The organism is Trichodesmium erythraeum IMS101 (assembly GCF_000014265.1).
In the GTDB taxonomy this organism is placed as follows: domain Bacteria; phylum Cyanobacteriota; class Cyanobacteriia; order Cyanobacteriales; family Microcoleaceae; genus Trichodesmium; species Trichodesmium erythraeum.
On sequence record NC_008312.1, the window covers coordinates 2,685,530 to 2,697,347 of the forward strand.

8 protein-coding genes and 1 tRNA gene are annotated in these 11,818 nt (G+C 36.2%); 6 read left to right on the top strand and 3 right to left on the bottom strand.

Translation table 11 applies throughout. The annotated features are described in order from the left end of the window. The first annotated feature begins 156 nt into the window (after nt 1-156). Complete coding sequence (locus tag TERY_RS08245) at nt 157-1,482, top strand: four-carbon acid sugar kinase family protein (RefSeq protein ID WP_011611399.1); 1,326 nt, start codon at nt 157-159, stop codon at nt 1,480-1,482. A gap of 851 nt (nt 1,483-2,333) precedes the next feature. Here TERY_RS08245 and TERY_RS08250 read toward each other — a convergent pair. Beyond that, nucleotides 2,334-2,534 carry a cytochrome b6f subunit PetP gene (locus TERY_RS08250; protein ID WP_011611400.1) on the bottom strand — a complete coding sequence of 67 codons (201 nt, stop codon included), beginning with the start codon at nt 2,532-2,534 and terminating at the stop codon, nt 2,334-2,336. A gap of 522 nt (nt 2,535-3,056) precedes the next feature. Between TERY_RS08250 and hisF the strand changes: the two genes are divergently transcribed. The 5 genes from hisF (at nt 3,057) to fmt (ending at nt 7,707) form a co-directional block, all read left to right on the top strand. Further along, a complete protein-coding gene (hisF, locus tag TERY_RS08255) occupies nt 3,057-3,827 on the top strand; it encodes an imidazole glycerol phosphate synthase subunit HisF (RefSeq protein WP_011611401.1) in 771 nt (256 codons plus the stop codon). Nucleotides 3,828-3,935: 108 nt separating this feature from the next. Further along, nucleotides 3,936-4,148 carry a hypothetical protein gene (locus TERY_RS08260; protein ID WP_011611402.1) on the top strand — a complete coding sequence of 71 codons (213 nt, stop codon included), beginning with the start codon at nt 3,936-3,938 and terminating at the stop codon, nt 4,146-4,148. 735 nt (nt 4,149-4,883) lie between these two features. Then, nucleotides 4,884-4,956: transfer RNA gene (locus TERY_RS08265), tRNA-Ala, on the top strand. Between the two features lie 163 nt (nt 4,957-5,119). Continuing rightward, nucleotides 5,120-6,367 (top strand): DnaJ domain-containing protein, encoded by a 1,248-nt coding sequence (locus tag TERY_RS08270; protein WP_011611403.1) that lies wholly within the window; start codon nt 5,120-5,122, stop codon nt 6,365-6,367. A gap of 332 nt (nt 6,368-6,699) precedes the next feature. Next, the gene (fmt, locus tag TERY_RS08275; protein ID WP_044136590.1) at nt 6,700-7,707 is read left to right on the top strand and encodes a methionyl-tRNA formyltransferase; all 1,008 of its coding nucleotides are present in this window, start codon (nt 6,700-6,702) and stop codon (nt 7,705-7,707) included. Nucleotides 7,708-8,192: 485 nt separating this feature from the next. Here fmt and TERY_RS08280 read toward each other — a convergent pair whose 3' ends face one another. Further along, on the bottom strand, nt 8,193-9,122 hold the full coding sequence (locus tag TERY_RS08280; protein ID WP_011611405.1) for an NAD(+) kinase: 930 nt from the start codon (nt 9,120-9,122) through the stop codon (nt 8,193-8,195). Between the two features lie 421 nt (nt 9,123-9,543). Continuing rightward, entirely contained in the window at nt 9,544-11,766 is a 2,223-nt protein-coding gene (locus TERY_RS08285) for an SMP-30/gluconolactonase/LRE family protein (RefSeq protein ID WP_011611406.1), read from the bottom strand. Between the last annotated feature and the right edge of the window lie 52 nt (nt 11,767-11,818).

Here is an 11,818-nt window from a genome sequence, read left to right on the forward strand (position 1 = left end):
AACATTTAGCTCCAACAAACCCAGTTGATTATATAATACTTCCATAAAAAGCAGATTTAATCCAATCAATAATTACGCAAACAGTTGACAGTTTTACTAACTCACCAGAAGATAAGAATATCCCAAAAATTTACTATTTCCTATTTATCCAAAAACATGACTACTAAAAAACCAAAAATTATTGTTATAGATGACGATCCCACAGGTTCCCAAACTGTTCATAGCTGCCTACTCCTAACCAAGTGGGATATAGAAACCCTCAAATTAGGATTACTTGACGAATCTCCCATATTTTTTATCCTCTCAAATACTCGCGCTCTGACTCCCGAACAAGCAGCAACTGTAACACGAGAAATCACACAAAATCTGACAGAAGCGATCGCTCAATCAAACATTCAAGATTTTTTAGTTGTCAGTCGTTCCGACTCTACTCTACGGGGTCACTACCCAATAGAAACAGATACTATTGCAGCAGAACTAGGTCAGTTTGATGCTCATTTCCTAATTCCAGCATTTTTTGAATGTGGAAGAATTACCCGTAACAGTACCCACTATTTAATAGTCAATGGTGTAGAAACCCCAGTTCACGAAACAGAATTTGCCAAAGACTCTGTATTTGGCTACACAAGTAGTTATTTGCCTGATTATGTGGAGGAAAAAACTCAAGCTCAGATCAAAGCAGAAATTGTAGAAAAATTTACACTTAATGACATTCGTTCTGGCAGTTTAGAACGTTTAATGAAACTGACTGGCAACCAATGTGGCGTTGTAGATGGAGAAACTCAAGCAGACTTAGATAGATTTGCCAATGATTTATTGGCAGCAGCAAGTCAAGGTAAAAAGTTTTTGTTGCGCAGTGCTGCCAGTATTTTAACTTCCCTCACTGCTTTGAGTTCTCAACCTGTAGCTGCCGAGGAAATGAGACAATATGTCAGAGGTGGGAAACCAGGTGTAATTATTGTTGGTTCTCACGTGAAGAAGTCTACTCAACAGTTGGAAAGGTTATTACAAGAATCTGAAGTAGTAGGTGTAGAAGTAGATGTATCTCATTTAGTTGAAGACTTTCAAGAGCAAAGAGCCACTTTACTAAAAAACATTCTCGAAAAAGTTTCTGCTGTTAATACAGAAGGGAAAACAACAGTTGTTTATACAAGTCGCAAAGAGTTGACTTTTGAAAATGTGCAGGTGCGTTTAGAGTTTGGTGTAGCAGTGTCGGAATTATTAATGGATATTGTTCGGGGTCTGCCAGAGGATATTGGATTTTTAATTAGTAAAGGTGGAATTACTTCTAATGATACCTTGAGTAAAGGTTTAGCTTTAACTACTGCCAGGTTATTAGGTCAGGTTTTAGAAGGTTGTTCAATAGTGCGGACTCCAGATTATCATCCTCAGTTTCCTGAATTACCTGTGGTATTATTTCCAGGGAATGTTGGAGATGTAGATGGGTTAGTAACAGTTTATCAGCGTTTGAGTGGAAAGTAATTCCAGAAATGGCGAATATTACTCATCCATTGAGTATAGTCATTGACCTGCAACTCGTTACTTGGAAAAAATTAGTTAAAAGCTAAATATAGTAAACCTTTGGGAATTAGTATTAGAGAGAATTATATTCGATAAGAAGCCACCAGACTAATGTACCTACTGATGGTAACAATTAGCAATGAATAAAGCTAAAACACCCATGAGTACGAGTAATAATATTTCCAGAAATTTTTGCTCACACACAAGGCAACAAACTTGAGGCTGAACATACCCAGTATATCTATATTTCCTCTAGTTTAGCACATTAGCTAATTAAGGTAATTTATCTGTAGCAAAAACAACTTCTGATGCTATTTTTAACAGGAATTATGTCAACTCCTAGATCATATCCTATCTGTAGGGGTTAACAACTATTAAACCTGACTAGATATAGCAGTTGGTGCGTAAGTCTTCCTTAAATTATCTTACAATTACACGGGGCTTGACTACCTACACCGAAGTTCTTCGAGAGTAGGCATTTCAACCCCGAAAACTCATCTCTCTCTGGCAAGGCTTCCGTCTTTAGCTATGGCTCTGTTTCCGAAAAATCTGGTTCACCTAACTCCTCAAGAACAGACTCAAACTTAAGCTAATCAAGGTTTGTGAATTAATAACCAATGACTATGGGAAAATTGTCGTAAGTTGTTGAAGTAGTAAGGTGAGTGCCATATTAAATATTATCTTATTTTGGACTTTGCTAAAAAATAATTAGAGATTGAGTATTAGGTAAGAGTAAACTAAAGGTCAAGCAGAACTAAAAGTAATACTTTTTTTCTTGACTCTTATACCCAATGCTCCACTTTTAGTATTTGTTAGGAAGTTGGTTCTATTTCATCTTCAAAAAACCAAGTTCCCATTTTTTCTTCAAATTTTACCCAGAAACCGACTCCACTACCATCTACCATTTTGAATTCTGTGATTGTACCAATGGGATTTTCTTTGATTCGGTTAATCATTTTTTCAGGTATTGGTTGTCTAATTCGACACACTTTTACTTTTTGACCTATTTTCATTTTTATTTACGATGTTCTCCTGTTGGTATTAATTAATCCACAGTTTATCTGAAATTAGTGTTTGAGGATAGCTATATTATACAAGTCAAAAGTCGAATTTTTAAAGTCAAGAGTTAAAATCCCAGTGCAACTGAGGTTTTTTATGAAATCTCGTTCATATAGTAGCATTAACAGTCAAAAGCTCAAATTGAAAAGTCATGGATTCAAAAGTTAAAAGTTAAAATCTTGGTGTAATTGAGGTATCTTATCAAACCTCATTGATAAAGTAGATTAATATTAAGCCTCTAACTCAGGAGATTGAATGTATAAAAAATCGGGAGAAGCAATATTTACCAATTAAATCTTAATCTGATCCAGTTCCTAGCAACTGAAATAGATAAAATTCCGGCTTATCTAAAACACAGGATAATTTTTGCTCCCCCAATAATCTCCCATAAAAACCAATTAGAATTAACTTGATCCATTAACCTCTACTCTAAAATCGGTAATAATATACTCTGAATTCTAAAGTAATTGATTTATATGTTGGCCAAAAGAATTTTACCTTGTCTTGATGTTAATGCAGGTCGAGTGGTCAAAGGAGTTAACTTCGTGAATCTTCAAGATGCTGGAGACCCTGTGGAACTAGCCCAAGTATATAATCACGCTGGTGCTGATGAGTTAGTATTTCTAGATATTACGGCCACTCACGAAGACCGAGATACAATCATAGATGTGGTTTATCGAACTGCAGAGCAAGTTTTTATTCCTTTGACAGTAGGAGGTGGTATTCAATCCTTAGAAAACATTAAAAATTTGTTAAGAGCAGGTGCAGACAAAGTTAGTATAAATTCAGCAGCAGTACGTAACCCTAACCTAATTAATCAGGCCAGTGACCGTTTTGGAAATCAATGTATTGTAGTAGCTATTGATGCTTGTCGTCGTTGTGAACCAGACAACCTAGGATGGGATGTCTATGTGCGAGGTGGCCGCGAAAATACTGGCAAGGATGCGATCGCTTGGGCAATAGAAGTAGAAAAAAGAGGAGCAGGAGAAGTCCTCCTCACAAGTATGGATGCTGATGGAACCCAAGCAGGCTATGACCTAGAGCTTACAAGAACTATAGCAGAAAGTGTTCAGATTCCAGTAATTGCCTCTGGGGGGGCAGGTAACTGCCAACATATCTTTCAGGCTTTAACTGAAGGTAAAGCAGAAGCAGCATTGCTGGCTTCTTTACTACATTATGGTCAACTAAGTATAGCAGAAATTAAGGATTATCTGGCGGGCCATGAAGTCCCTGTAAGACAAAGTTGATTTGAGTTGACTTGTAACTGTATATTCAAGATCTTAATATTTCTTGATATTTAGAAGCATTTTTAATAAATATTGTTAGAATAAGAGAATTGTTACAAACTGTAACTTATGCTGGTCACAATTCTTATACTTGATGTTGCTTTAGTTGCTTGGTCTCTGCATTTAATGCAAGAGTCATTCTATCATAAAGAGTGTTCTCTAATGCTTGCAAGTATCTTAGTCGCTATATCTGCTGTAGCAATGATGGTGGTTTATTTTCTTATGGGTACTTGTATAACTCACCTAACTCAAATGTCTCAACATTCCTACACATATTTTTAATCGTACGATAGTGCCAAAATATTTATAAAAATGTTTCATTAGACTCTATTAAACTTTGATTAAGTGATTGTTGAGATTTAATTAACTCTATCTATCTTTGAGCTATTTATGGCCAGAAGCTGCGTAACCCACCTTACCTCTTGATGGGATGACATGGTATTTTCTCTGTGAAAAATATCAAAGTACCATTAGGCAAATTACTATTAAGCTGGTTATTTAAATTATTAGTTATTAGTTTTCATTACTGTGTAATGTTCCTAAATAGGTCTAGCTGATTAATTCTCAAAGCATTAAGAAAAATTATCCTTTAGCCAATACTTTAAGCTCATCAAAGTACTAAAAGTTCGGTAGCTCAATCTCATACATGGCTCTGATTTTTGGCATCCCTAGGCAAAAAAATCAGGGGACAATTCTTACTGGACCAAACCTGGTGACTAACTCATTTATTGGAGCTTCCCTGTTTCCGTTCCTATCCTTATCTCATTAGACAATATATGTGCTTACCAAAATTTGGCCACATAACATACTATGGCTGAAGTTAAAAGTTGAGAGACTGAAACCATTGTCGTGACGAGGGATAGAACTTAAGTTTGTAGCAGCGACTCAATTTGAAAGACTTAAGAATATTCTATAATAATAGTAACTGCTACAGATGATGGGAATGTGGTAGAATATTTTTGATTAATTTATTGACAAAAGAATAAAAACCAGGTATACTAATAAATGTTTTAGTTAGGGGTTATAGCTCAGTTGGTAGAGCACCTCAATGGCATTGAGGGGGCCAGCGGTTCGAGTCCGCTTAGCTCCATATTACTTATGAACATTTAACAGATGATAGCTTTGGTTTGGTAATCTATCACTTAAGAGAATGGAGAGATAAAGAATAATAGGGAACAGGTAAAAAATATTAATTCGGTAAATCGTAGCACATTAACAATGAAATATAGTATTTTTTCTATTCCCTATTGCCTATGGAAAAAGAGTATAACTATTATGAAGTTCTAAGGGTATCAAAAGATGCTTCAGCCGAACAGATAAAAAAAGCCTATCATAGTTTAGCACGTCAGTATCACCCTGATGTCAATTCAGGGGATATAAATGCAGCAGAAAAATTTAAAGAAATTAATTCAGTATATGAAATTCTTTCTGATCCATTAAAGCGGTCTAAATATGACAAAAATGTAGAGGAAGCACAGGAATTATATAAGCGTGGAGTGTCTAAAAGTCAGCGAGGAAATTATCAAGGTGCAATATTAGATTATACAAAAGCACTGGAAATTAATCCTGACTGGTTAGAAGTTTTGTACAATAGAGCATTTGCTAGTTATAAATTGCAAGATTATCGGAATGCAGATATTGATTATACTAAGGCATTATTTTTAGACCCATACTTAGTAGAAGTTTACTATTACAGGGGCTTATGCCGGATGAAATTAAAATCTATTCAAGCTGGTATGGAAGACTATACTAAAGCATTAGAAATAAATCCCAATTTTGCTCATGTTTATTATCAGCGTGGTTTGGTTTATTTAAAATTACAAGAACATCGTCTGGCAAGATTGGATTTCGGAAAGGCTGCTCAACTTTTTGCAGAACAAGGGGATAAAATTAATTCTCAAATATCCCTGAAAGCTATGAGAAGTTTAGAGAATTTTTCTGTGGCAAAAATACTAGAAATATTCCAGAAAACTTTTCAAGATAGTTGGATTACAGTCAAGACTTTTATACCTAATCCCATAGGTGGTTTATTACCAGCTTTTGTGGAATTAGAACTGAAAAGAGCGCTGAATGTGGCAATTTTATTAGGGATAATATTTGAGGTTTGCTTTGTAATAGGAATTAGCTTAATTTTAGGACGATTGGGTGGAGATAATCATACAGGATTTTTATTGTTAATAATTATTGGTATTATTCCTTTTGTAAATCTAACGGTTACAAGTGGTTTTGCTAGACTGATATTTAAAACTAATGGTAGTTTAACAGGAGATTTGTTTGTTGCAGGTACGTCACTATTGCCTCTAGGTTTACTGGTGTTGATTAGTGGAGTTTTAAATAATTGGATAATTAGTTTGATTTTATGTATATTTGCTCTTTGTTATACAATTTTAATTATGTATAGCGGTTGTCAAAAAATTGCCAATGTTTCTGAAGAAAAATCTGCTCTAATAGTACCTATTATGTTATTAGTAAGTGGCTTACCATTTAGTTTGATTAAGTAGATAAATATTAGATTTAATTTAGATTAATATATCTATTGAGTTAGGAAATTTATACATGAGCTCGTTTAAGGCTATTTTTAAATTAAGTTTTCTTTGTACATATTTTTTGAGAATCTACACAATTGTTTCAAAGAATTAAATTCTTAACTAGATAAATTTCTAATCTTGTTTTTTTTGCATAAGATATATAATCAGTTTTCGCACTACAATATGTCAGTATCAGTGAGAACAATCAAGAAAGTTAACTGGGCTATCGGTTAAAAGCGTTCAGGTCGTTTCCATCTAGCTATTACAACTGGCTAGTTTCCAATTTACAAATACGAGTTTTTATGATGAAAATAATATTTTTTGGTACACCTCTATTTGCTGTTCCTACTTTGAAAAAATTGTTAGATAACCCAAAAATAGAAGTTACAGCAGTTGTAACTCAACCTGATAAACGGCGTGGGCGAGGCAATAAACTGATTCCATCTCCTGTTAAGTCAGTGGCAGTTGCCCATAATATCCCTGTCTGGCAACCACGACGAGTTAAAAAAAATCCTGAAACTCTCAATTTATTGAGAGAGGCACAAGCAGATGTATTTGTTGTAGTTGCTTATGGACAAATATTGTCTACAGAAATTTTGGAGATGCCAAAGTTGGGTTGTGTGAATGTTCATGGTTCAATTTTGCCAAAATATCGTGGTGCTGCTCCTATTCAGTGGTCTATTTATCATGGGGAGGCGGAAACAGGTAATACTACGATGTTAATGGATGTGGGAATGGATACTGGTCCAATGCTCTTGAAGAGTATAATTCCTATTGGTTTGTTAGATAATGCTGTATCTATAGCGGAAATTTTGGCAAAGGATGGAGCAGATTTATTGCTGGAAACTTTGTTAAGGTTGGAGGACAAGGAAATTGAACCTATTCCTCAAGATAATTCTCTGGCAACTTATGCTCCACTGATTCAAAATTCTGATTATGAAATTGATTGGTCGAGGAGTGCTTTGGATATTCACAACCAAATCAGAGGATTTTTTCCTAATTGCTTTACCAGTTTTCGGGGTCAGTCTTTGAAGGTAATGGCGACTATTCCTGTGGGGACTGAATATTGGTCAGAGTTACCTCCGGAATTACAGAAGTTGGAGAAGGTTTGGTCTTCTGAGTCTGAGGTTGTGGGAAATATTGGGGAGGTTGTCAAAGTAATTAAGGGTTTAGGACCTGTGGTGCAAACTGGTAGTGGTTGGTTGTTGTTGTGGCAGGTACAGTTGGCTGGGAAAAAGGTGGTTTCTGGTTGGGATTTTGCTAATGGTACTCGTTTGTTAGTGGGGGAAGTTAGTGAAGTTTTCTCCCGTTAAGTTGGAGATTAAATATTTAGAACTGAAGGCTAACCTAACCGACCCCCAATAAGGGGGGTAGGTACAGCAGCTATGAGATGCCAGCTTAAATGAAGGCTACGGTTTGCTTATTTTTCTCTGCCTAACAACTGGAGAGGTTGTCAAGTTGTTAAAAATCTTTGTATATATTTAATACGGCTTTTTTCTGTAATAGGTAAAGACAAATAGTCTACTAGCCTTTCTATTTTGACAGTTTTCTATATAGGAAATTAGATACTATATAAAGTAATAAAGTATATCATCTTATAGAAAATTTTTGGGCCAAAATCAAACATGATCAAGAGTTACGCAAGGGTCTCCCAAGGATAATCATTACAAGGTATGACAAGTATTCAGTCAACTATCTGGGAGGAATTATTTTGGTAGCTTCAGTTATTTTGATAGCATAGCGATCGCGATATTATATTTTCATAAAATACCTATTTTGTAAATTTTTGAGTTGATGATCAGCTCTCACTATTCCGATGGTAGTTTTGATACTTAATTCTAGCACCAGCCCATAGTAGTTTTTCTCTGAGAGTCTGAAAAAATGAATAATTTTCCCGCAGAATAATAAACTTAGCTTGACAATTTGCCATACGCACATTTACTCTTTTTCCTGGCCATATAGAAGTACATAGAACTCCATCTGCCCAGAGTTTAGTACTTAGATCGTGATCATGTAAAGGCCAAATACTAACTACACAACCAGGAGGAAGTACAATAGGGCGGCTCGAAAGACTTAGAGGGCAAATTGGTGTTATGGAAATGGAAGCCATGCCAGAGTGCATAATTGGTCCATTAGCAGAGGCAGTATAACAAGTGGAGCCTGTGGGACTTGCAACAATTAATCCATCCCCTTGATATTGGTCTACTATCTCACCATCAATTTCTAGTTCTAAAATAGAAGTAGGCATTCTGTCAGCAGAAGCAGGTTTAACGCAAAACTCATTTAAGGCTAAAAAGTTATCGCTGACTGGTTTGAGGTTATAGCGATCGCCATCAAATACTGCTGACTGCAACATCATTCTTAGTTGTAATGCATAGCGGTCTTCAAATAACCTATCCCATACTTTTTCTGTATCCTGAAAATCTTCAAAATTATGGGTTAAAAAGCCTAAATGTCCTCCTACATTAACTGCTAAGATAGGAATTCCATCCGGTGCTAAACTTCTAGCTGCAGCTAATATTGTACCATCTCCTCCTAAGACTACTGCCAAATCAATTTTATTATTGCTAGAAGCGAGAAAAACTGGATAAGGATTATCTTGTGGCCCACTTGGGCCCATTAAGACTCGACATCCTCTCTTTTCCAACTCTCTCGCAGATTGTTCTGCATAACGACGGCTTATATCATCTCTAGCCTTATGAGCAATAATTACTCGTTTAAGATCCATAGTTTAGATTTGAAATATAAATTAGGGTAATTCCTGTATAAATTTTTATTATATAGCTTTTTTATTTGGGTTGTTAGGCAGGAAAAAACTTACTGAGCCTTGGCTCTGATGGGGGGTTGAGGTCTTACGGGCTGTTGCACCCAACCCTCTTTTAGATGGGTTGGGCTGGCCTGTAAATTCGTTTAAAGTCTCCAAATACCTGAGGGTGACTTACCAAAAATTCTTGTTGGTTTTTATTTGTACCTTCAGGGGGTGAGCTGCTCAAAAAATCATGACAGTTTCCTAATTTCAGCTCTCAACTTCTGAGAGTTTTCTATAACCTCTTCTTTTTTAGGGTATTCATGAAACCAGGGGGATGGATAACGGGTCTTAATTCAAGTCTCGTACAAATTAAGAATTTTGAACTTGAAGTTAGAAACTTTTATAAATCAATTTCAAAAAGGTATCCTTGTTTTGACTCTTTCAATTCACTTGCATACCAGGGTGAAAGGCTCTTTCCTCCGAGCCAAGAAACTACAGATGAGCAGGCAAACAATTTGTTGGCTGCTTTAGCATTGGGATTACATTCAGAATCAACAACGCTCACACTAGTAATGTTCATTACAGGTAAAGTCACCTCTCTCAGCCTTGCTTCTGATCGCGGGTGAACACAGATGATTTTACCACCAAACCAAAATGTGAGCCAAAGATAACCAGATCTATCTACAGCTAGTCCATCAAGTACTCCTTCATTTTCATTAGCAACAATAAATTTGTGATGGTACTGAACATCTTTTAGGGTTGCTTCCATTTTAGATGATTTGAGGGTGAAGACATGGATCACCCGTTCGAGACTGTCTACAACATAAAGCGATCGCCCATCTGGTGACGTTCCCATGCTATTAGCATAACCAAACCCTTTAAAAACTTCTTGAACTTGCCCCTGGGAATTACAGCATAGCAGTGCTCCTTCTTTTCCAATTCCTGTGGTGTCTTCATTTATTGTATTAAACCATATGCATCCGGTTTTGTCAATAATTACATCATTACAAACTAATTTTTGACCTTGATATTCTTGAACAATGGGCACTAGCTCTTGGGTGTTGAGGTTAAACTCCATCAACCCTAACTCCCCAGATAATAATACGGTTCCTGTTGCAGATACTGCAATGCCATAAAATGCTGCAGGTAATGAAAACCTTTGTATATTGCGGGTTGTCAAGCACAGTTGAATGAGCTGAAAATTGCCATAGTCTAGACAAAGTAGTTGATTATTTCTGGAGTCATAGCAGAGTCCTTCACCTCCCTGGAGAAGAAGGTCTGGTACTACGGTAATTTGATAGGCTGGTGAGCGTCGTTCTAGTAGTAGTGCATTCCGTAGGTGCTCTCCATAAAATTTTAGGGGAAACTGGCTGGTCCCAAAAAGGTTGAGCTCTGCTAGTGGAGTTGAATGATAGGAGCTATTTTTGATTTGCTCTTCTGGTTTGCAGTTAAAGGTAATGAGCTGTGAGCTGCCTAGGGTTTGTTGAGCCAGACTAAAATCAAGTAGTGTTGAGGCGAGGCCACTTTTACGAGTTGAAAGATATAGGCGAATACTTGTGGGTATTTGTTGTTGTAATGGCTGTTTAGGAATTTGGGGGCAAATTCCCTGAGCTAATTTTAGGGCAGCTAATGGTAAGTTGAAGTTAATACTTTGTTTATATAGAAAGCTGAATGTTGCACTCATACGCGCATTCATTTCAATTAAGATGGGAGGCGTTTGCCCTTGAAGCCAAAATTCAGCGCTGAAAAAGCTGTTATCTAAACCGCTATTTTGAATAAAATTAGTGACTCGCTCATAAATAGCTTTTTTTTGGAGTTCACTGACTTGAGAGGGAAAAATATAACAGTCTACGGATCCATTTGGCGCTTCTACAGTATCTACTAAACCCAGAAAATTAATCTCTCCTTTATAAACGAAGCCATCACAGGTTAAGGGTTCACCAGAAATTAGTTCTTCAACTAAAAGTGGAACTTGAGAAGTTACAGCTAAGGGGTATTTTGTAGCATCAACAAATTCTTGGAAGAAAGTTGAATACATTTGCCAATAAGGTTGATAAGCTGTCGCTAGTTCTGTACATACCTGTTCTAATTGCTCAGGGGTATCAACCGGAGCACAAAACATTCCGTAACTAGAACAAACTGGTTTTATAAATACTGGAAAAGTTAGGGTGTTGAGAGTGGGTTGATCAATGGAAACCTTTTTTTCATTTTCCAGTTGCACAAAACTGTAGCCGGGGGGGTATGAGTCAATTTCACGACCATAAAATTTATGAAAACACTGTAATACACTTTCCAGGGAAGGACCAAAAAGATTGAGGTTTTGACAAACTACAGCGGCTATTAAGTTGCTAATATCAAAGCTGTAGTAAACAACTGTAATATGATGGCTTTGGGCATAAGCGATCGCGTCTTGGCAAAAGGCCACTAAGTTGACTGGACCTTTGAGTGATGGTGGTATTGTTTTTAGTGATGAATATTCTAAACAATGAAAGCAATATTCTGAAAAATCAGGGCTAGAAAATAACTGCTTTTCATTTTCAGATGGTAATAATGCTAATACTGGAATTTTTTCATTGGCTGAATTAATTTCCTGAATTACAGTTACTGTTGCTACTTTTAACATTAACTTATAGTAAACAATTTTGTACTGATCATATTGAATTTTATCAGGAGTT

Coding starts and splice junctions, on each gene's coding strand:
- TERY_RS08245 (WP_011611399.1), top strand. CDS start 157: ATGACTACTAAAAAACCAAAAATTATTGTTATAGATGACGATCCCACA.
- TERY_RS08250 (WP_011611400.1), bottom strand. CDS start 2,534: ATGAAAATAGGTCAAAAAGTAAAAGTGTGTCGAATTAGACAACCAATA.
- hisF (WP_011611401.1), top strand. CDS start 3,057: ATGTTGGCCAAAAGAATTTTACCTTGTCTTGATGTTAATGCAGGTCGA.
- TERY_RS08260 (WP_011611402.1), top strand. CDS start 3,936: ATGCTGGTCACAATTCTTATACTTGATGTTGCTTTAGTTGCTTGGTCT.
- TERY_RS08270 (WP_011611403.1), top strand. CDS start 5,120: ATGGAAAAAGAGTATAACTATTATGAAGTTCTAAGGGTATCAAAAGAT.
- fmt (WP_044136590.1), top strand. CDS start 6,700: ATGAAAATAATATTTTTTGGTACACCTCTATTTGCTGTTCCTACTTTG.
- TERY_RS08280 (WP_011611405.1), bottom strand. CDS start 9,122: ATGGATCTTAAACGAGTAATTATTGCTCATAAGGCTAGAGATGATATA.
- TERY_RS08285 (WP_011611406.1), bottom strand. CDS start 11,766: ATGTTAAAAGTAGCAACAGTAACTGTAATTCAGGAAATTAATTCAGCC.